The 20,440-nt window shown below is 47.0% G+C and carries 18 protein-coding genes and 1 tRNA gene; 3 read left to right on the plus strand and 16 right to left on the minus strand.

Annotated elements, in window-relative coordinates; genetic code table 11:
- Positions 1 to 3: 3 nt before the first annotated feature.
- The 12 genes from nuoM to ndhC all read right to left on the minus strand — a co-directional run bounded on the left by nuoM (position 4) and on the right by ndhC (position 13,547).
- Entirely contained in the window at positions 4 to 1,617 is a 1,614-nt protein-coding gene (nuoM, locus tag FTU54_RS10290) for an NADH-quinone oxidoreductase subunit M (protein WP_075174598.1), read from the minus strand.
- A 1-nt stretch (position 1,618) separates the two neighbouring features.
- Positions 1,619 to 3,514: an NADH-quinone oxidoreductase subunit L gene (gene nuoL, locus FTU54_RS10295; RefSeq protein ID WP_005179621.1), complete on the minus strand. Its 1,896-nt coding sequence runs from the start codon at positions 3,512 to 3,514 to the stop codon at positions 1,619 to 1,621.
- Positions 3,511 to 3,819 carry an NADH-quinone oxidoreductase subunit NuoK gene (nuoK, locus tag FTU54_RS10300; protein WP_005179622.1) on the minus strand — a complete coding sequence of 103 codons (309 nt, stop codon included), beginning with the start codon at positions 3,817 to 3,819 and terminating at the stop codon, positions 3,511 to 3,513. Before nuoK ends, nuoL begins: the two co-directional genes overlap by 4 nt.
- Positions 3,819 to 4,337 carry an NADH-quinone oxidoreductase subunit J gene (gene nuoJ / locus FTU54_RS10305; RefSeq protein WP_171065113.1) on the minus strand — a complete coding sequence of 173 codons (519 nt, stop codon included), beginning with the start codon at positions 4,335 to 4,337 and terminating at the stop codon, positions 3,819 to 3,821. The genes nuoK and nuoJ overlap by 1 nt, the downstream gene beginning before the upstream one ends.
- A complete protein-coding gene (gene nuoI, locus FTU54_RS10310; protein WP_005179629.1) occupies positions 4,337 to 4,879 on the minus strand; it encodes an NADH-quinone oxidoreductase subunit NuoI in 543 nt (180 codons plus the stop codon). Before nuoI ends, nuoJ begins: the two co-directional genes overlap by 1 nt.
- A 16-nt stretch (positions 4,880 to 4,895) precedes the next feature.
- The gene (gene nuoH / locus FTU54_RS10315; RefSeq protein ID WP_005179637.1) at positions 4,896 to 5,897 is read right to left on the minus strand and encodes an NADH-quinone oxidoreductase subunit NuoH; all 1,002 of its coding nucleotides are present in this window, start codon (positions 5,895 to 5,897) and stop codon (positions 4,896 to 4,898) included.
- A 3-nt stretch (positions 5,898 to 5,900) separates the two neighbouring features.
- The gene (gene nuoG, locus FTU54_RS10320) at positions 5,901 to 8,579 is read right to left on the minus strand and encodes an NADH-quinone oxidoreductase subunit NuoG (protein WP_180074721.1); all 2,679 of its coding nucleotides are present in this window, start codon (positions 8,577 to 8,579) and stop codon (positions 5,901 to 5,903) included.
- Between the two features lie 11 nt (positions 8,580 to 8,590).
- Positions 8,591 to 9,922: an NADH-quinone oxidoreductase subunit NuoF gene (nuoF, locus tag FTU54_RS10325; RefSeq protein ID WP_005179643.1), complete on the minus strand. Its 1,332-nt coding sequence runs from the start codon at positions 9,920 to 9,922 to the stop codon at positions 8,591 to 8,593.
- On the minus strand, positions 9,919 to 10,428 hold the full coding sequence (gene nuoE, locus FTU54_RS10330) for an NADH-quinone oxidoreductase subunit NuoE (RefSeq protein ID WP_005179645.1): 510 nt from the start codon (positions 10,426 to 10,428) through the stop codon (positions 9,919 to 9,921). Before nuoE ends, nuoF begins: the two co-directional genes overlap by 4 nt.
- 14 nt (positions 10,429 to 10,442) lie before the next feature.
- Positions 10,443 to 12,230, minus strand: coding sequence for an NADH-quinone oxidoreductase subunit C/D (gene nuoC, locus FTU54_RS10335; RefSeq protein ID WP_005179647.1), 1,788 nt, complete (start codon positions 12,228 to 12,230; stop codon positions 10,443 to 10,445).
- 87 nt (positions 12,231 to 12,317) lie between these two features.
- Positions 12,318 to 12,995, minus strand: coding sequence for an NADH-quinone oxidoreductase subunit B family protein (locus FTU54_RS10340; protein ID WP_005179652.1), 678 nt, complete (start codon positions 12,993 to 12,995; stop codon positions 12,318 to 12,320).
- Between the two features lie 6 nt (positions 12,996 to 13,001).
- Positions 13,002 to 13,547 (minus strand): NADH-quinone oxidoreductase subunit A, encoded by a 546-nt coding sequence (gene ndhC / locus FTU54_RS10345; RefSeq protein ID WP_005179655.1) that lies wholly within the window; start codon positions 13,545 to 13,547, stop codon positions 13,002 to 13,004.
- Between the two features lie 470 nt (positions 13,548 to 14,017).
- On the opposite strand from ndhC, the gene FTU54_RS10350 reads away from it, so the two are divergent.
- On the plus strand, positions 14,018 to 14,374 hold the full coding sequence (locus FTU54_RS10350) for a hypothetical protein (protein ID WP_104505625.1): 357 nt from the start codon (positions 14,018 to 14,020) through the stop codon (positions 14,372 to 14,374).
- Positions 14,375 to 14,410: 36 nt separating this feature from the next.
- Here FTU54_RS10350 and FTU54_RS10355 read toward each other — a convergent pair whose 3' ends face one another.
- Both FTU54_RS10355 and prpF read right to left on the minus strand, forming a co-directional pair.
- A complete protein-coding gene (locus tag FTU54_RS10355; RefSeq protein WP_180074722.1) occupies positions 14,411 to 15,319 on the minus strand; it encodes a farnesyl diphosphate synthase in 909 nt (302 codons plus the stop codon).
- Positions 15,320 to 15,527: 208 nt separating this feature from the next.
- A complete protein-coding gene (gene prpF / locus FTU54_RS10360) occupies positions 15,528 to 16,718 on the minus strand; it encodes a 2-methylaconitate cis-trans isomerase PrpF (RefSeq protein WP_160242898.1) in 1,191 nt (396 codons plus the stop codon).
- Positions 16,719 to 17,046: 328 nt separating this feature from the next.
- On the opposite strand from prpF, the gene FTU54_RS10365 reads away from it, so the two are divergent.
- Together FTU54_RS10365 and FTU54_RS10370 are read left to right on the plus strand one after the other, a co-directional pair.
- The gene (locus FTU54_RS10365; RefSeq protein ID WP_034597873.1) at positions 17,047 to 18,402 is read left to right on the plus strand and encodes an amino acid permease; all 1,356 of its coding nucleotides are present in this window, start codon (positions 17,047 to 17,049) and stop codon (positions 18,400 to 18,402) included.
- A gap of 85 nt (positions 18,403 to 18,487) precedes the next feature.
- Positions 18,488 to 18,563 (plus strand) — tRNA-Arg (locus FTU54_RS10370).
- Positions 18,564 to 18,668: 105 nt separating this feature from the next.
- Here FTU54_RS10370 and FTU54_RS10375 read toward each other — a convergent pair.
- Together FTU54_RS10375 and FTU54_RS10380 are read right to left on the minus strand one after the other, a co-directional pair.
- A complete protein-coding gene (locus FTU54_RS10375) occupies positions 18,669 to 19,445 on the minus strand; it encodes an IclR family transcriptional regulator (RefSeq protein WP_180074723.1) in 777 nt (258 codons plus the stop codon).
- 62 nt (positions 19,446 to 19,507) lie between these two features.
- Complete coding sequence (locus FTU54_RS10380) at positions 19,508 to 20,392, minus strand: RNA-guided endonuclease TnpB family protein (RefSeq protein WP_180074724.1); 885 nt, start codon at positions 20,390 to 20,392, stop codon at positions 19,508 to 19,510.
- Positions 20,393 to 20,440: the final 48 nt, after the last annotated feature.

Here is a 20,440-nt window from a genome sequence, read left to right on the forward strand (position 1 = left end):
GACTTATTGGATCTCCACATTTTCGAGTTGAGTGCTTACCTGTTCGGTCACGTCAACTAGCTCTTGAACTGGAATGTAGCTGTTTGCTAACCACGCCATGCTTGAATTGGAAATATCAAGGAAGCTTTGTGGATACAGACCAAGCCATAACAGACCAACGGCACAAATTAACAGAATCACAATTTCACGCGCATCCAGATCTTTTAACGGATTGCTGTAATGCTGTTTTTGCTCTTCGTTTGGTGTACCAAATAATGCTTTGTGAATCAGGATCAGACCATAAAGACCTGCAAACACCAGACTCACTGCAGCAATGATTGTAAATACAGGGAACTGGTTGAATGAACCCATCAGAATCAGGAATTCACCAATAAAGTTACCCAGACCCGGGATACCGACCAATGCTGCCACGAAGAACATCAGGAAGAAGGCCAGATACGGGAATTGACCACGAATACCACCCATCAGACGCATGTCACGGGTATGCACACGTTCATAGACCTGACCACACATAATGAACAATGCAGCAGATGACAAGCCATGTGCCAGCATCATGATCATTAAGCCTTGGTAAGTCAGGATATTACCTGCGTAAATCGCCAGTAACACAAAGCCCATGTGCGAAATAGAGGTATAAGCCAACAGGCGTTTCATATCGGTTTGCTGGAAGGCACACCAAGCGCCGTAGAAAATACCAATTAAACCGAAAATAATCGCGATGTCTGCAAACTGTGCAGAAGCCGCCGGGAAGAATGGAATCACAAAACGGAGTAAACCGTACGCTGCAGTCTTAATCAAGATACCTGCAAGGTCAACAGAACCTGCTGTTGGTGCCTGTGCGTGGGCATCTGGTAACCAGCCGTGTAACGGGAAAACTGGAAGTTTTACCGCAAAGCCGATGAACATACAGATCATGAAGGCATAAGCCACTGCTGGTAACTGTGCATCAAGCGTATTCGCCACCGCTAACAGATAGTGGTAGTTGAACGAGATGGTACCTGACAGCATGTAACCGTAAATCACCAGCCCCAGGATACCGATCAGCATGATCAGACCTGCAACCTGTGTATAGATGAAGAACTTGGTTGCTGCGTAAACACGCGATTTACCATCTGCCCCTTTATGCCCCCAAAGCGCAATCAGGAAGTAGATTGGAACCAGCATCATCTCCCAGAAGAAGAAGAACAGGAACAGGTCAATCGCCAGGAATACACCAATTACGCCACCTAAAGACCATAACAGGTTCAGGTGGAAGAAGCCCACGTTCTTCTGGATTTCACCCCAAGAACAGCCGACGGCCAAAATACCCAGCAGCGCTGTCAGGCCAACCATGAGTAATGATAAGCCATCTACCGCCAGGTGAATGTTAATGCCCAAGGTTTGAATCCAAGGCAACTGGAATTGGGCAGCCCAGCTTGGAACCTGTGCACCCAATTCATATTGATACGTACCTGATTGCCATAACGCCAGGGTCAGACCCAGCGTTACCAGCATACCCACCAGCGCAATATAGCGCGGCAGTTTGTCGTCGAGCTTGTCGACGATCCAACAAATAAAACCTGCAATGAACGGAACGAGGATCAGTGCGGGTAAAATGATATTGTTTGGAGCTTCCATCTTATTTCCCCACGACCTGAGTCACGACCACGACCAGCAGTAAAACAACAACACCGAGGGCCATACTAGAGGCGTATTCGCGCAATGAACCGGTTTGACGTGAACTGGTAAAGCTGTTGCCTGCTTTAACAATTGCAGGAAGCACCAGCCACAAGCCATCAATCGGATCGCGACCTAAAATTTTAGCGATAAGCAGGTAAGGCTTCACGAATACGATGTCATACAACGCATCGAAACCAAGTGCATTACGGCAGATATTGGCCAGACCTGAACCCAGAGAAGTCTGAGCAAAGCCTTTTACGGCATTGTAAGCAAACGCAAACAGCACCACGCCAACAGCAAGACCTGCCAAAGCAACCCCAATCGCGATGTATTCAGCACCATGTGCACCGGCTTCAAGCGCTTCAGGAATAATGAAGGCTGGAATTTGTGCAGCATCCAGAATGCTCATCACTGGTGCTTTCAGCACAATCGCCAGACCCGTTGAAAGCACTGCCAGAATTGCCAGTGGAGCCCAGTAAGTAATGCCTTTGATTTCATGATAAGGCGTGTTTTCTTTGCCGAAGAATACTACCCAGATTAAACGGAAAGTATAAATAGACGTTAAGAACGCACCAGCAACACCCACCCAATACAGTGTATTGAAGACTGGTACGCCAGCTAAATGACTTTGTGTCCACACCGCGGCCAGAATCGCATCTTTAGAGAAGAAGCCGATGGTCAGGAATGGAATGGCTGCCAAGGCACCGCCACCAATCGCGAAACATGCAAACAGGAATTTGTTCTTGTAGAACAGACCGCCCATCTTGAAGATGTTTTGTTCATGATGGTAAGCCAGAATCACTGCACCTGAAGACAAGAATAATAATGCCTTGAAGAATGCGTGAGTCAGCATGTGGAACAGACCTGCCTGGTACGCTTCAGCACCCACGGCCATAAACATATAACCGAGCTGACTCATGGTTGAGTAAGCCAGAATACGTTTGATGTCGGTTTGAACCAGCGCTGCAAAACCAGCCACCAGCAAGGTTACTGCACCGGTAATAGAAATGAAGATCATCACTTCTGGTGCAAGTTCAAATACGCTGAACATACGGCAGCATAGATAAACACCCGCAGTCACCATGGTTGCCGCGTGGATTAACGCAGATACTGGCGTCGGACCTGCCATCGCATCTGCCAACCAGGTTTGTAACGGGATTTGCGCAGATTTACCAGCAGCACCCAAGAACAACATTAAGGCTGTCCAGATGGTAATTGATGAGCTTTGGGTCATAACCGCAGCAGCATTCTCAACGATGTACTGTGTATTCAGGGTACCGAACTGTTGGTACAGTAAGAACAGTGCAATCAGCAGGAATACATCACCAACACGCGTTACGGTAAATGCTTTAATTGCAGCAAAACCGTTGGCCGGGTTCTGGTAGTAATAACCGATTAACAGGTAAGAACACAGACCTACACCTTCCCAACCCAAGAACAATAACGCCAGGTTATCGCCCAGTACCAGCAGTAACATGCTGGCCACGAACAGGTTGAAGTAAGAGAAGAAACGTGCGAAGTCTTCCTCACCACGCATATACCAAGATGCGAAGATATGAATCAGGAAACCAACACCGGTAATCATGCCCATCATCAGCAACGATAAGCCGTCAAGCTGCAAGCTGATGCCTGGGGCAAAATCACCCACGCTAAACCACGTCCACAAATGCTGAACGTAAAGTTCTTTACCGTTATTGACAAAGTCAAGGCCGGCAATCAGGGCAAATAATGCCGATAGACCAACTGCCCCTACCCCGATAATCGCCGCAACTTTCTCAGGAAGATTGTGACGCCCTGCCGCTAATAAAATAAAACCGATTAGCGGGAACAAAATTGTTAAATATAAATAACTCATCCGCGCATCTCACTAGCAGCATCCACATCCAGGTGATGGAAGCGATGATAGAACTGAAGGACGATCGCAAGACCGATACATGCCTCTGCCGCAGCCAGCGTCAGAATCAAGATGAACATGATCTGGCCATCTGGTTGTACCCAGGCACTACCCGCCAGAACAAACGCCAGTGCCGCAGCGTTCATCATGATTTCAAGGCTCATTAAAATGAATAACAGGTTGCGTCGCACCATTACACCGTAAAAACCCAGTGCAAAAAGAATGGTTGCAACGATCAAACCATGTTCTAAAGGGATGTTGCCCATTATTGTTTTTCCTCTTCTGCACCTGGTTCACGTTTACCTAAGTGGAATGCTGCAACCAGGGCTGCTAGCAATAACATCGCGGCAACTTCAACCAATAATAAATAGTGAGTAAAGAGTGCTTGACCGACTTCTTTAGGACCAACAATTTCGGTTCCCATGACAGCTGGCGTGCTGGAGTAATCAGATGCAAGCATCCATACCAGAACCAGACCCATCAAGAAGCTCATTAATGCTGGATATGCCCATGCAGATGAGTTGAGCCATTTGCTCTCTTGTTCAACAGTTTGCTGACCCAAGTTCAACATCATCACCACGAACACGAATAACACCATGATCGCGCCGGCATACACAATAATTTCCAGGGCACCGGCAAACGGTGCACCCACAATCATGAACATCCCTGCAACTGCAAGTAATGACACGATCAAGCTCAGTAACGCATGTACTGGGTTCGTGTTGGTGACAACACGAACAGTAGAGATAATGGCCACGAGTGCCATCAAATAAAACGGCCACATCATGGTAATAGACTCCGTACATCAACAGGTGCACTTTCTTTTTGTGCTTGACCTTTGTCTTTACCTGTAACTGCCATACCGGTTACACGGTAGAAGTTATAGTCAGGATATTTACCCGGACCTGAAATCAGCAAGTGTTCTTTTTCATAGACCAGGTCCTGACGAACATATTCACCCAATTCAAAGTCTGGTGTCAGCTGAATTGCAGTTGTCGGGCAGGCTTCTTCACACATACCGCAGAAGATACAGCGAGAGAAGTTGATACGGAAAAATTCCGGATACCAACGACCATCTTCCTGCTCTGCTTTTTGCAGTGAAATACAGCCCACTGGACACGCAACGGCACACAGGTTACAGGCAACGCAGCGCTCTTCGCCATCTGGGTCACGTGTAAGCACGATACGACCACGGAAACGCGGTGGTACGATTTCTTCGGCTGGCACTTCCGGATATAAAATGGTGTCACGTTTGCGGGTTGCGTGGCTGAACACCATCCACAACGAGCGCACGATTGACCCAAATCCAGCTAGAAACTTATACATTTTGTTCTCCCTGCCCTTACCACAAGATAACCGCGCCAGTAACCAGCAGGTTCACCAACGCTAATGGCAAGCAAATTTTCCAGCCAAAGTTCATTACCTGGTCATAACGTGGACGCATTAAAGAACCACGTGCCAGAACGAACATCATTACAAAGAATGCTGTTTTGATAATGAACCAGAATGCTGGAGGTAAGAAATCAAGTCCGAATGGCGCTAACCAGCCACCGAAGAATAACGTCACGATCAGCGCAGAGATCAGCACCACGTTGACGTATTCCGCAACGAAGAACATCCCCCATTTCATACCGCCGTATTCGACGTGATAACCTTCTGCCAATTCCTGTTCTGCTTCTGGTTGGTCAAACGGGTGACGGTGCGTTACCGCAACACCTGCAACCACGAAAATCAAGAAGCCCAAGAACTGAGGAATTACAAACCAGACGTCTTGCTGTGCTTCTACAATTTCACGCATGTTGAATGAGCCGGCAATTGCCACCACACCCATCAGGGAAATACCCAGGAACACTTCATAAGAAATGGTTTGCGCTGCAGAACGTAGACCACCCAGCAATGCATATTTGTTATTTGATGACCAGCCACCAAACAGAACCGCATAGACTGCAATACCCGCCATTGCCATAAAGAACAGCAGGCCGATGCTCATGTCTGCCACACCTAAATACGGTGATACAGGAATAACCATGAACGACAGTACCGCAGTTGCCATTGCAACTGCAGGTGCCATACGGAAAGTCAGCTTGTCAGCGAATTTTGGTGTCCAGTCTTCTTTGAACATGATTTTCAGCATGTCGGCGACAATCTGGAACATACCGCCCGGACCTACACGGTTCGGACCATAACGGTCTTGCCATAAACCGAGCAGACGACGCTCGATAAATGACATTAATGCTGCAACCAGTACCACAACCAGCAAGATCACAATCGCTTGAATGACTGAATAGGCAATTGGCCAGTTCTCAGCCCAAAGCGGTGTTTGACGCATTAATTCTTGTTCCATGAATTATACTCCTACCGCGACTGACACAGGCTCAGCAAGAGATACCGTCGGTGCTAGACCAATTGGGTAACCAATATAACCTGTAGGTAAATATTCAATCACTTGAACTGGAAGAACAATTGAAGTCTCGCCTGCTTTCACAGTGATCTTCTGACCATCTTTCAGGTTCAAACGGCTTGCATCCTGTTCACCCACGGCAAACATGGCTTCAGGAATACGTGATTCCATCGCTGGTGTTTTAATGGTGAATTCACCTGACGCAAAAATATGATGCATTGGCACCAAACGGAAGCTGTCCGGATTGGCCAATACAGGGCTTGGTGCTACGAAGCTACGTGCTGGACGTTTTGGTAAACGGTCGAATAAACGTACGCCTGAATCACCACCTTTTAAGTGACCGCCCACGTTGTCCTGGAATTTGTTCCAGGCCTGTGGCGAGTTCCAGCCTGCAGACCACGCAAATGGCACCAGTGCAGATGGCGTCTGATTACCGACATAACCTTCCATCGAGAAAGTTAATGCAGAATCGACATCGGTCGGCTGTTTTGGTTCGTGAATCGAAAGCGGTGCACGAATGGCAGTACGGCCTGAGTAACGACGTGGTTCACGTGCCACTTTCAGACCATGGACACGGAAGCCCGCATCTGGTGCAACGTCTAAAATACCTTCTAATGCCGGTACGTTTTTCGCTACAGACTCGATCACATCATCCAGCAAGGTCCATGAAATCGCTTTACCTTTCATGCCAGTTTCAAGGGCATGTAACCAGCGCCAAGATTCTTTAATCGCCAGTTCCGGCTTGTAGTAGCTTGGGTCATACACTTGATAGAAACGCTGTGCACGGCCTTCTTGCGATACCACAGTACCATCACCTTCAGCGAAGCTTGCTGCTGAAAGTACGATGTCTGCTTTCGCCACAGTCGCAGTTTCAGAGTGATCCAGCACAATAATGTCTTTACCTGCAAGTGCAGCATCGACCTGAGCCGCTGGTAAACGACGGTAAAGGTCATTTTCCACCACAATCACAGTGTCATAGTCTTGTGCAAAGGCTTGCTCCAAGCTCTGACCACCAAAGATCGCCAAGCCCATTGAGTTCACTTCAGGAACAGTCAATGTTAAGCCTGCATTACCCAGATTCTGCGCCACTTGTGCAGCAGCTTCCATGATGGCAGCGTCTTGTAAGCTTGTACCAGAGATGATTAAAGGCTTCTTCGCCGCTTTTAAGGTATCTGCGATGGTTTGCGCAAATGCTTTGGCATCGTCATCTAAACCGGTAATCACTTCGCCTTTTACAGCAGCAGCAACGGCAAAACCTAAACGCGCGATGTCGTTTGGAGAAGCAACGACTTCACCTTCAGCAACGTCAGATAAACGTGTTTGTGTCGCAGCAAGGATGTAAATCGGAGATTTTGCATCTTGTGCAATACGTTGTACAGGTTCAGCCAACCATTCTTGCGTACGGCGCTCTGCCGCCATTTCTTTGGCTTTGTTTTTCGCTGCTTGACGAACAGATAAAGCCATACGTGGTGCAGTTTGTGTCAGATCTTCACCCAGAATTAACACGGCGTCATAGCTTTCAATTTCACGCATGCCCGGGTTGTAAACACCTTCGGTTTGCATGATTGATGCCGCCAGTTCCACCAGACTTTGCTCTTTTTGCGACATACCGGTTGAGTAGTTGTCCTGACCAACCAGTTCGCGCAGTGCAAAGTTCGATTCAAGCGAGGCACGTGGTGAGCCAACACCCAGCACTTTTTTGCCTTGAAGATTCTCAATCACGGTGTCTAATGCCTGATCGACAGACACAGTCGTGACATTTTGACCATCACGGAATTGTGGCTGACGCGGACGATCTTCACGGTTCACATAACCGGTACCGAAACGGCCTTTGTCACACAGAAAGTACTGGTTCACTTCACCGTTGAAACGGTTTTCTACACGACGCAGTTCACCATAACGCTCACCTGGAGAAATGTTACAGCCTGAAGAACAGCCTTGGCATACGCTAGGCGCATACTGCATGTCCCACTTACGGTTATAGCGCGCAGAGTGAGTTTTGTCGGTGAATACACCTGTTGGGCAGACTTCAGTCAGGTTACCCGAGAATTCAGATTCTAAAGTCCCTGATTCTGGACGACCGAAGTACACACGTGATGCGTTGGCATACACGCCAAAGTCGGTACCGCCAGCATAGTCTTTGTAGTAACGCACACAACGGTAACAGGCGATACAGCGGTTCATCTCGTGCGCAATAAACGAACCCAGTTCCTGGTTGTAATGCGTACGCTTGGTGAAACGGTAACGACGACGGTCGTGTTGCGTCATTACAGTCATATCCTGTAAATGACAGTGACCACCTTCTTCACAGACCGGACAGTCGTGCGGGTGGTTGGTCATCAAGAATTCAACAACAGAAGCTCGGAAATCTTTTGCTTCTTTGTCTTCAATCGAGATGTAGGTATTGTCAGCAGCAGGCGTCATACATGACATGACCAGACGACCACGCGTATCTTCAGGATTCGCGTATTGCGTCACAGCACATTGACGGCAAGAACCGACAGAACCTAAGGATGGATGCCAACAAAAATATGGGATGTCGATGCCAAGGCTTAAACAAGCTTGCAGCAAGTTTTCTGAGCCGTTGACTTCATACGATTTTCCATCGACATGAATTGTAGCCATAGTCGAATTCCTTAAGCTTGTTCTACGTTGCTGGTCTGAGCTGCGGCATTCACCACTTTCGCTTCAAACTCGCCACGGAAATATTTGAGTGCGCCCATTAACGGTTCCATCGCACCTGGTGCGTGTGCACAGAAAGTTTTACCAATCCAAAGCTTACGGGTCAGTTCCTGTAAGTGATCGATGTCTTCTTTCGTACCCGTACCATCTTCGAGTGCTTTCAGTGCTTTCACCGCCCACGGTAAACCATCACGGCAAGGTGTACACCAGCCACATGATTCACGCGCAAAGAATTCTTCTAAGTTACGGGTTGCTGAAACCATACATTGGGTTTCATCGACTACCATCAGCAGACAGGTACCTAAACGTGAACCCGCTTTCATGATGCTTTCTGCATCCATTGGCAGGTCAATGTGCTCAGCAGCCAGGAAGTCTGTTGATGCACCACCCGGTAACCATGCTTTCAGCTTCAGGCCGTCACGCATACCACCGGCATGTTCTTCAATCACTTCACGTGCAGTGGTACCAAAAGGCAGTTCCCAAAGACCCGGGAATTTCACCTTACCTGATGCACCGTAAATTTTCGTACCTGGATCTTTAGATTTACCCGCAGACAGGTTGATGTACCACTCAGGACCACGTAACAAAATAGCTGGCAAGTTGTTGTAGGTTTCTACGTTGTTGACAATCGTAGGACGACCCCACGCCCCTGCAACTTGCGGGAATGGCGGTTTGGTACGCGGATTGGCACGGCGACCTTCCAGCGAGTTAATCAGTGCGGTTTCTTCACCACAGATATAACGGCCAGCACCGGTGTGCACATACAGCTCGAAGTTCCAGCCAGAACCCAGGATGTTGTCGCCCAGGTAACCTTTGGCACGAATCTGCTCAATTGCTTCATTTAAGTATTGTGCAGCTTCGATGTACTCACCACGGATAAAGATATAACCGTGAGTCGCTTCCAGTGTATAAGCCGCAATTAGCATACCTTCAATCAATTGATGTGGAAGTTTTTCCATCAACAAACGGTCTTTGAAGGTACCCGGTTCCATTTCGTCAGCATTACAGATCAGGTAACGTGGACCTGAATTGTCGTTTGGCGCCATTAAAGACCATTTAATGCCCGCCGGGAAGCCTGCACCACCACGACCTTTAACGGTTGCAGCTTTCACCACATCCAGCACTTCAGCCGGTGTCATGCTAATGGCTTTTTTGAAGCCGGCATAACCATCAAGCGCTTCGTAATCATCTGCATTACGAACATGCTCTTGTTTACTCAAACGCCAAGTTAATGGATGAGTTTCTGGGTTACCGTCGCCATAAATTGGTTTTGGTTCGGTATTCATACATACTTCTCCAATAACTGTTTAATTGATGTCACTTCAACCAGACCGTGAGTATCTTCATCAATCATTAACGTTGGACCTTTGTCACAGTTGCCCAGACAGCAGATTGGCAGCAAAGTGAAACGACCATCTGCAGTCGTTTGACCAAACTGAATGCCAAGCTCGCGCTGGAACGCTTCTGCCAAAGTTTCCGCCCCCATCAAGAAGCACGCGATAGAGTCACACAGAAGAATAACGTGACGACCTACCGGTTGACGGTAAATACGGTTATAGAACGTTGCTACCCCTTCTAAATCAGCAACACTGATTGAAAGCAGTTGAGCAATCGCATTGAGCTGTGCGTCATCAATCCAGCCATTACGGCGTTGTACACACTTTAGCGCATCCAGAGATGCCGCACGTGGGTACGGATAGTGACCAATGTGATGTTCAATTTCATGGATTTCATCCGCAGTTAAAATCCCTTCAACATTCACACGTGGCTTTTTATCAGTCAAAATCATCATAATGCGTTTACCCCTTAGCGATCCACGTCAGCCATTACGACATCAATTGTCGCTAAATAAATGATCAAGTCAGAGACCAGACTGCCGTTAATCACCGAAGGAATTTGCTGTAAGTGCGTGAAGGTTGGTGTACGGATACGGGTACGATAACTCATGGTTGACTTGTCTGAAGTCAAGTAGTAGTTCGATGCCCCTTTCACCACTTCTGCCATTACAGATGCTTCACCTGCCGGCATGACAGGACCCCAAGACACGCTCAAGAAGTGCGTAATCAGGGTTTCAATATCTTGTAATGTCTTGTCTTTTGGTGGTGGAACAGCCAGAGGATGATCCGCTTTATATGGACCAGATGGCATGTTATCCAAGCACTGCTTGATGATTTTTAAAGACTGTTCGATTTCGCGGTAGTGAACGATGACACGCGCATAGGCATCACCTTCATACTCCACCGGCACTTCGAAGTCATAGTTTTCATAGCCGCTGTATGGACGGTATTTACGTACGTCAAAGTCGATACCTGTTGCACGTAAACCGGTACCTGTCACACCCCAGGCCAATGCAGATTTTGCATCGTACTGCGCTACATTGCGGGTACGGCCTTCAAACACCGAGTTTTTCAGAGCTGCAGTGTGGTATTCCTTCAGACGTTTTGGCATCCACTCCAGAATCTCGCGGATCAGGTGCTGCCAGTTGTTTGGAAGGTCATGCGCGGTACCGCCAATACGGAACCAGGCTGGGTGCATACGGTAACCAGTAATGGCTTCAATCGCGTCATAAATCTTCTGACGGTCGGCGAACATATAGAATACTGGGGTCATACCGCCGGCATCCTGAATTGCTGTACCGATATAAAGCAAGTGGTTATTGATACGGAACAGTTCCGACATCATCACACGGATACATTGTGCACGCTCTGGCACCTGAATACCGGCCAGCTGCTCCACACCCATCACATACGGCATGTTTTGCGCACAACCACCGAGGTAGTCGACACGGTCGGTATACGGAATAAATGAGTGCCAGGTTTGACGCTCAGCCATTTTTTCTACACCACGGTGGTGATAGCCGATGTCGGGTACACAGTCTTTTACTTCTTCACCATCCAGCTGCAAGATGACACGGAACGCACCGTGCGCAGATGGGTGGTTAGGACCCAAGTTCAGGAACATGAAGTCTTCGTCTTCGTTACCACGGGTCAGACCCCAGTCTTCCGGTACAAAACGTAAGTGTTCCTGTTCAAAATCCTGCTTGGCCTGGTTCTGCATATACGGGGTATATTCAGTGGCACGTGCAGAATATTCCTTGCGCAGCGGGTGACCTTCCCAATAGGTTGGCAGCAAGATACGACGGAGCATTGGATGCCCTTCGAAGTTAATGCCGAACATATCGTAAGCTTCACGTTCGTACCAGTTGGCATTTGGCCAGATATTGGTCGCAGTCGGAATATTCAGATCGTTCTCATTTAGCGCAACTTTGACACGGATATCGCTGTTACGTTCTAACGACAACAGGTGATAGAACACGGTAAAGTCAGATGCAGGCAATCCGTCGCGGTGCGTACGTAAACGCTCATCTACCGCAGACAGGTCAAACAGCATCACGTATGGACGTGACACTGTACGCAAGAACATCAAGACTTCTTGTACGCGTGCGCGCTCAACCCAGACCGTTGGAAAATCTTCAAAAGTCGTTTGCACATAGAAGTTCTCACCAAATTTGGTTTTGAGCTCTTCTACAATTGCAAATGCTGGGCGGGAATCAACTGCTGTTGATTCTGGCATAGCAATGTCAGTTTCAGCCATTGGCTTGGCTTCCTATTTAATACAAATTCAGTCAACCTAAACGACAACTACACCCATAACGGGTGCACCACGATTTTGTCGCTTAAATTATTTAATTTCATCCATAGAGCGCAGGTTTTTCACCGCAATACGCTGTGCTTGCTTACGGTCACGTTCTGGCATCATCTTTGGCTTATACACTGGCTTAAGATCATCACCAATCACCGCAGACAGCGGACGGCGCTCTAATTGAATTTGGTCTTGCAACAACATTAATGCCTGAATTAAGGCTTCAGGACGTGGTGGGCAACCTGGGATATACACATCGACAGGAATGATTTTATCCACACCTTGTACAACCGAATAAATATCGTACATACCGCCTGAGTTTGCACATGCACCCATTGAGATGACCCATTTTGGCTCAAGCATTTGCTCGTACAAACGCTGGATTACTGGGGCCATTTTCACGAAACAGGTACCGGCGACAATCATGAGGTCGGCCTGACGAGGTGAAGCACGAATAACCTCGGCACCAAAACGTGACAAGTCATGCACGCCGGTTAAAGTCGTTGCATACTCTACGTAGCAGCAAGATGTACCAAAGTTAAACGGCCAAACTGAGTTCTTACGCCCCCAGTTTACTGCTGTATGTGCCAAGTCTTCTAAACGAGTCATGAACACATTTTTATTCACTTCTTCTTCAAGCGGATCTGTAACGATCTGGCGCTCCTGAAGTGGATATTGATCAGCATCCGGATTCGCACGGGTTAAGGTATATTTCATCCCGAGTTACTCCTTATCAGATGATATAGCCTGTGATTTTTTCACATGACCAGCAGATTGAGCAGGAATTTGACCAGTAGGGTCGATTACCAGCTCTTCAATTGAGTTAAAGCGGGTAATTTCTGCAAGATCCATATTTGGTGAACCGATTTTAGGTTTAATCCCTGCAGCTTTACGCTTGTCAGATGGAGCCCAGTTCAGTGCACCAGTTGACAGTTCGTAAATCAAACCAACGAGTAAAACTAAAATAAATACAGCAGCAGTTGCAAAACCAACCCAGCCTACTTCACGAACAGAAGCTGCCCATGCGTAGAGATAGAGGGCTTCTAAGTCGAACACAACGAAGAAAATCGCAACTAAATAGAACTTGGCAGACAAGCGAATGCGTGCACCACCTGCACTCACAACACCTGACTCAAACTGCTCCTGCTTGGCACGGCCCCATGATTTACCCCCTAGGAGTAACGGGACAGTGAGCATAAAGACGCATAAAAATGTAACGCCGATCACGAAGGCAATAATTGCCCATTCGTATGGAGTAATGGCACTCATGCGGGGATAACTCCTGGCAGGCCTATTTATTAACAAAGAATGTATGTATTGGCCTTCAAATACACCAAACACAAAATTAATCCCGCCAATTGTACCTGATTTATGATTTCACTTGCTAGCTTATAAGCCTTAGTCTTTCGGATGATTTTTCCGCGAAACAAATGCCAGAGCACCATTCTGTTGGCCCCTACAGGCCATAATCGCTTTACTAAATCAAGATGTGTTTATTTATTAATTTTTCCAAAATTTTGCGTGAGTCGCTGCTATTGATCACTAAATTTGCAATGGCCAATCCTGCCAGCCGTATTCGGCTTCATTTACACCGAATTAAAATGATGATCTTATTCTGCGCCTGAATGCCGGCGTGATTTGTATATTTTTGCAATCTAAAGCGCTTAAGGCTTCATCAATCTGAAGGCTTATGGTATTCCTAAGAAGAACTATAAATTTCAATAATAAGGAGTACATACATGAGCTTAAAATTTACCCATCATCCTGAGTACTTTCTCTTTGCCCAGCTAATTATGCGTCATATTGAAAATTATATTGAGAAACATCCAGACGCGAACAATGCCATTTTCGATTTACGTGATATTTACGAGCTGTTCCGTCAGGACAAAGCCTCAGCCAGTATTAACCTCGATGGTATTTTAAATATTGCTGATGAGTACACGGTGGATACCCTGGACGGTGACCAGAAACTGATTAGCCGTTACAATATTGATGCCAAAGACAATAAGCTGCTGTTTGACTTTAATCAGGCTGCACTGGAAGGCCTTAAGAAAGGCAAAGCCCTGATTGCTCCGGATGCCAAAATCCAGGAATAAAACAAAAAAGCGTGTTTTGACAACACGCTTTTTTAATTAACTTTTACGTTGCCATAAAAATTGTGAAATGGCTCTTAATGCGGCGGCATCTTCAGCAAAATAATCTAGCGCCTGCAGGGCCTGATCATGCAAATCTGTGGCATAAGCCTGTGCCTGCTCCAGCCCCATCAATGCCGGATAGGTCGATTTCTCCACCTGTTCATCCTTCCCGGCAGTTTTTCCTAACACTTCAGTATCAGAAATAATATCCAGAATATCGTCCTGGACCTGGAAGGCCAGACCAATCACTTGCCCATATTCACGCAGTTGTGGAATCGCGCGATCGGTACCCTTAAAAATCGCTACTGCAGCCATCATAATCGCCGCAGAAATTAAGGCGCCGGTTTTATTGCGATGAATCGTTTCTAACGCAGCCTGATCGACCTGCTTGCCTTCGGCCTGTAAATCCAGCACCTGTCCGCACACCATCTTGGAAGACGCGGTCGCCAGAATCTGCATCTGCTTTAGCACAATTGTCGCATCTACTGCCGCCCCCTGATCAAACAGACGGCTGCCCAATACCTCAAAGGCCATTGACTGTAAAATATCGCCAGCCAACAGTGCCGTATCTTCACCAAAAGCAGCATGACAGGTCGGCTGGCCACGGCGCAGCAAATCATTGTCCATACAAGGCAAATCATCATGCGCCAGCGAATAGCAGTGAATCAGCTCAATCGCCACCGCCGCACGGCGTACTGCCGCCATATTGATATTCGGTTTTAAGGCTGCTGTGGCATAACACAAGGCTGGACGCACACGTTTTCCACCCAGCATCACCGCATGATAGACCGCCCCTTTTAAAGGCTCAGGAATGGCAAAAGCGTCTAAGGCCGTCAATAAATCTTGTTGGATACGTTGTTGCGCTTCAGTCAACACGGTTACAGGGACGTCAGTGAGAGATGACACATTTGCCTCGAATTGGTTGTTCTATAAGATTGTTAGCCGTCACTGGCCAACCCCTGTCCGCATTGTACCTCTAATTTAAGTTTTTTTAAGCCTTAACTACAGACAAGCGGATATTTCAGTTTTTTTCAGCTTTCGATCTCAATCCATAAAAAACGCCCCTATTAAGCATAGAGGCGAATTCATTAATTCAGGCAAAATCAAGTCAGCGTTATTCCAGCACCTCGGCCGGTACACGTACCCAGCCTTCCATCAGCACCCGCGCACTACGGCTCATCACCGCTTTTTTCACCTGCCACTGACCGTTTTCCTGCACCGCTTGCGCGCCGACGCGTAAAGTCCCAGAAGGATGACCAAAACGCACCGCTTCACGCTCGCCACCACCAGCAGCCAGATTCACCAAGCTCCCCGGCACGGCAGCGGCTGTCCCAATGGCCACAGCAGCAGTGCCCATCATGGCATGGTGCAGTTTACCCATCGACAAGGCACGCACCAGCAAATCGACATCTTCAGCCTGAATATTTTTACCACTTGATGCGGTATAGCTCTGTGGACGCGCGACAAAAGCAATTTTCGGGGTATGCTGACGTTTTGCCGCTTCCGCTACATCATCAATCAAGCCCATCTGCTTGGCCCCATAGGCCCGGATTTTTTCAAAACGCGCCAGCGCCTCCGGATTACTATTAATGTCATCCTGCAATTCGGTACCGCTATAGCCAATTTCATCGGCATTTAAAAAGATGGTCGGAATACCGGCATTAATAAAAGTCGCCTGAAAAGTCCCGACATCTGGTACCACAAAGGTATCCACCACATTGCCAGTCGGAAACATGGCCCCGCCCTCTTCGCCATCATCGGCCGGATCTAAAAATTCAATTTGTACTTCTGCTGCCGGAAAAGTCACACCATCCAGCTCAAAATCACCGGTTTCCTGCACCTGACCATTGGTGATTGGCACATGCGCGATAATGGTTTTCTGAATATTTTTCTGCCAGATGCGTACGGTACACAGACCGTTTTCCGGAATTTTATCGGCATCCACTAGCCCCTGACTGATGGCAAAAGCACCCACCGCAGCAGTCAGGTTGCCACAGTTACCGCTCCAGTCCACAAAAGGCTGATCAATTGCCACCTGACCAAATAGATAATCGACATCATGCTCCGGCTGGCTGCTTTTGGCCAGAATCACGGTTTTACTGGTACTGGAAGTGGCGCCGCCCATGCCATCAATCTGCTTGCCATAAGGGTCCGGGCTGCCAATGACCCGTAGCAGTAGCTGATCACGAATTTTTCCAGGCACTTGCGCTTCGACTGGTAAGTCATCTAATTTGAAAAAGACACCTTTACTAGTACCGCCACGCATATAGGTGGCTGCAATTTTAATTTGTGGAGCGCAGCGCATTCTTATCTAATCCTTTGATTTTTCGTTGTATTACATAATCCAAAGCAAGGTTTTTGCTTGCTTTAAATGATAACGTCTTTTACTTAAAAAATCAGGCGAACTGGACTTAAGTATAAAATTTACCCAAATCTTGGGCTGTAGACTTGAAATTTTCAGGCCTAAAAAAATATAGCCAATAAAATTAATATCTTGATTCAATTATTGTTTCAACAAAATGACCATTTTTCGATTTTATGAGCTGTTCTGAAGCGACTGGTGATCTACTAGGCTAATTTGCAACTATCTATTACAATCGCGCCACTTATTATACATTGTCGGGCTGAACACTTTGAACAACGAGTCTTCTCAACTTCAGCGTGGCTTAAAGAACCGTCATATCCAACTCATCGCCATGGGCGGCGCGATTGGTACTGGCTTATTCTTAGGTTCCGCTCAAGTCATCCAATCCGCAGGTCCCTCTATTATTTTAGGCTATGCGATTGGGGGTTTGATTGCATTTTTAATTATGCGCCAACTGGGCGAAATGATTGTTCATGAACCGGTTGCAGGTTCTTTCAGCCATTTTGCTTATCGCTATTGGGGGAAATTCCCTGGCTTCCTGGCCGGCTGGAATTACTGGATTTTATATATTCTGGTCGCCATGACCGAACTCACCGCTGTCGCCAAATATATTAACTACTGGTGGCCGCATATTCCGGCCTGGTCCTCGGTCCTGTTTTTCTTTATTGTCATTACCCTGATCAACCTCGGCAATGTAAAATTTTATGGGGAATCAGAATTCTGGCTGGCAATTATTAAAGTGGCCGCAGTAGTATCGATGATCATTTTTGGTCTGTACCTCCTGTTGACCGCAGATGCCAACTCGACTGCTTCATTTAGCAACCTCTGGAGCCATGGCGGATTCTTCCCGCACGGCTTTGAAGGCTTATTCTTCATGCTGGCCTTCCTGATGTTTGCCTTTGGCGGGATCGAGCTAATTGGTATGGCAGCAGCAGAAGCGCAGGATCCGAAAAAGACCATTCCCAAAGCCATCAATCAGGTGGTGTTCCGTATCCTGATTTTCTATGTTGGTTCATTGACGATTTTACTGTCGTTAGTGCCATGGAATCAGCTGGAACTGGGCGGTCTGGATAAAAGCCCATTCGTGATGATCTTTAGCCAGTTAGGCATTGGCTGGGCGGCACATCTGCTGAACTTTATTATTTTAACGGCGGCGCTGTCGGTTTATAACAGTGGTATGTATGCCAATAGCCGGATGCTGTTCGGTCTGGCCCAACAAGGCAATGCGCCAAAAGTATTCCTGAAAGTGAACAAGCAAGGCGTGCCAATTCCTGCGGTGCTGTTCTCTGCCCTGCTGATTTTTGGCTGTGTATTGTTGAACTACTTTGTACCGGAAGATGCTTTAAGCCACCTGATTTATATTGTGGTCGGTGCCTTGGTACTGAACTGGGCCATGATTACCCTGACTCACCTGAAGTTTATTCAGGCCATGAAAAACTCAGGTCAAACCACCTCTTTCCCTGCACTGTGGTCACCTGTGGGTAACGTGATTGTGCTGCTGTTTATTGCCACCATCCTGTACATTATGTGGACCCAAGGCTTTAGCGAATCGGTGTATATGATTCCGGTCTGGATTGTGCTGATGTGGGGTCTGTTTAAATTGCTAAAACAAAAAAACAGCTAAGTTATTTTTACTGACAAAAGAAAAAGTTATTACTTCGGTAATAACTTTTTTTTCAGCTTTTTTTCAGCTAAATTAAGGGCGTTTTGTGCCCTTAGCTTAACTGGATAGAGCAGTTGCCTCCTAAGCGACCGGCGTGGGTTCGAGTCCCGCAGGGCACACCATCGTATCTATAAAAAAGGAAGGCGCATCTCCTTCCTTTTTTATCTTCAGCACTTCACCGAGATGAAGCAACTCGCGTAGCTGCCTTGGCGAATTCCCCCACCATTTTAAATCGGCTGTAACTGTGCGCTTAAACGTGCTGCCATCTCTCTTAAATACTGGATTTTTGGATGCTGCATATCCAGCGGCAAATCCGAAGCAGTGCCCAACACCGAAATCGCATATTCAATTTCATGGTGCTGATTTAATACCGGCACACAAATCGCATGAATTCCGGCCAGCAAATCGCCTGCGACCGTGGCCACACCTTCACTTAGAATCTGCTGTTTTAAAGTTAAAAATTCATCCCAGTTCTGCGGATAGACCACTTTCTGCTGTGCCTGATGCTGCTGCCATTCTTTTTCCAGCAAAGGTCGCACCAATGTTTCCGGCATAAACGCAGCATAAGCCCGGCCGGTGGCCGAATTCAGCATCGGCATGATCGAACCGACACGGGTAATTACCGAAACTGGCTGATTCGGCTCCAGCCACTGTACAATCAGTGGGCCTTGCGTCGTCCATTTGCTAATCTGCAATCCACAATCCAAATGCCGGTGCAGTTCATTAATCTGTGCCTGTGCCGCCTGCAGACTGTCACTGCGCTGGATACAGCTCAGACCAAAACGATAAGCCTGATCGCCCAGTGCATAACGACCATCTTCCAGCTGCTTAGCATAATTCATACGTACCAGACTGACCATATAACGGTGCACCTTGGCCGGATGCATGGCCAGTTTTTCAGATAAATCTTTGAGCATGACCGGATGACGATAGGTCATCAGCGCATCCAGCACGGTTAAACCCACCTCTAAAGATTGCACGCCCACCTGATTCTTTTCTGACATAAGAATTTTACTCTCCTGTAAACACCGAGCATTTTAGCGTGCTGTTCTGATTTTTGACATCCTCACCCACCTGAAAGGAGGGAGATTCCTACTGCTAGACGCTTATGCCCAAGCGCAAGTATGTTCTTGGCAGAGTTTAAATCGCGTTGATTTACACTTCCGCATTCACATTCCCATACTCTTATTCGCAAATCTGCTCTATCTTTCGGACTGCTTGCGGTGATTGTACCGCAGCTCGAACAGGTTTGGGTTGTGAATCTCTCGTTGACTTCCTCAAACATGACCCCTGCGTTCTCGCATTTATACTTGAGCATGGTTTTGAGCGCTGAAAATCCTGTATCTAAAACAGATTTCGCCATTTTAGTTTTTACAAGTTTGTTCGCACTTAGATCACCAACGACAATCAGTGCATTGTCTTTCACCAGCTGGGTGCTAGCCTTGTGCAAATGGTCTTTACGACAGTTTGCAATCTTGGCGTGTAATGCACGGACACGCTTTTTATTTCTCGCTCTCTGAGCAATACCGAGCTTTTGCTCGTATTTTCGATAGAACTTGGGATTGGAAATGATCATACCATCTGAACAAGTAGCAATATCTTTTAAGCCTAGATCAATACCCACGGCTTTTGTGGCGGTAGGTTTGTTTTGTTTGGGTGAATCAACCACTAAGCAGACATACCAACGTCCACGACTATCCTCTACAAATGGGCCTGTTTTAGTGACCAATTCTTCTGTTACAGCCTGAATGGTTTGACTATGAAGACTACATTCCTTTGATGCGCCTTTCGTGTATTTAGCAATATCGTATGCTGAAAAGAATTGTTGTTTGCGCTGTAGGTGTTTGAAACACAAATCATTGACATAGTTCCAGACAAAATTAACTTCAGATGCCAATTGGTCTAGCACCTTACAATGTTTGTCTTTTATACGTAACTTAAGTGTTTTCATGGGCTTATATTAGCTCATATTAGGCTTAATATATTGTTTTTTAGCAAT

Origin of the sequence: Acinetobacter sp. YH12116, assembly GCF_013418895.1 — a bacterium.
Lineage (GTDB): Bacteria > Pseudomonadota > Gammaproteobacteria > Pseudomonadales > Moraxellaceae > Acinetobacter > Acinetobacter indicus.

Coding starts and splice junctions, on each gene's coding strand:
- nuoM (WP_075174598.1), bottom strand. CDS start 1,617: ATGGAAGCTCCAAACAATATCATTTTACCCGCACTGATCCTCGTTCCG.
- nuoL (WP_005179621.1), bottom strand. CDS start 3,514: ATGAGTTATTTATATTTAACAATTTTGTTCCCGCTAATCGGTTTTATT.
- nuoK (WP_005179622.1), bottom strand. CDS start 3,819: ATGGGCAACATCCCTTTAGAACATGGTTTGATCGTTGCAACCATTCTT.
- nuoJ (WP_171065113.1), bottom strand. CDS start 4,337: ATGTGGCCGTTTTATTTGATGGCACTCGTGGCCATTATCTCTACTGTT.
- nuoI (WP_005179629.1), bottom strand. CDS start 4,879: ATGTATAAGTTTCTAGCTGGATTTGGGTCAATCGTGCGCTCGTTGTGG.
- nuoH (WP_005179637.1), bottom strand. CDS start 5,897: ATGGAACAAGAATTAATGCGTCAAACACCGCTTTGGGCTGAGAACTGG.
- nuoG (WP_180074721.1), bottom strand. CDS start 8,579: ATGGCTACAATTCATGTCGATGGAAAATCGTATGAAGTCAACGGCTCA.
- nuoF (WP_005179643.1), bottom strand. CDS start 9,922: ATGAATACCGAACCAAAACCAATTTATGGCGACGGTAACCCAGAAACT.
- nuoE (WP_005179645.1), bottom strand. CDS start 10,428: ATGATGATTTTGACTGATAAAAAGCCACGTGTGAATGTTGAAGGGATT.
- nuoC (WP_005179647.1), bottom strand. CDS start 12,230: ATGGCTGAAACTGACATTGCTATGCCAGAATCAACAGCAGTTGATTCC.
- FTU54_RS10340 (WP_005179652.1), bottom strand. CDS start 12,995: ATGAAATATACCTTAACCCGTGCGAATCCGGATGCTGATCAATATCCA.
- ndhC (WP_005179655.1), bottom strand. CDS start 13,547: ATGAGTGCCATTACTCCATACGAATGGGCAATTATTGCCTTCGTGATC.
- FTU54_RS10350 (WP_104505625.1), top strand. CDS start 14,018: ATGAGCTTAAAATTTACCCATCATCCTGAGTACTTTCTCTTTGCCCAG.
- prpF (WP_160242898.1), bottom strand. CDS start 16,718: ATGCGCTGCGCTCCACAAATTAAAATTGCAGCCACCTATATGCGTGGC.
- FTU54_RS10375 (WP_180074723.1), bottom strand. CDS start 19,445: ATGTCAGAAAAGAATCAGGTGGGCGTGCAATCTTTAGAGGTGGGTTTA.
- FTU54_RS10380 (WP_180074724.1), bottom strand. CDS start 20,392: ATGAAAACACTTAAGTTACGTATAAAAGACAAACATTGTAAGGTGCTA.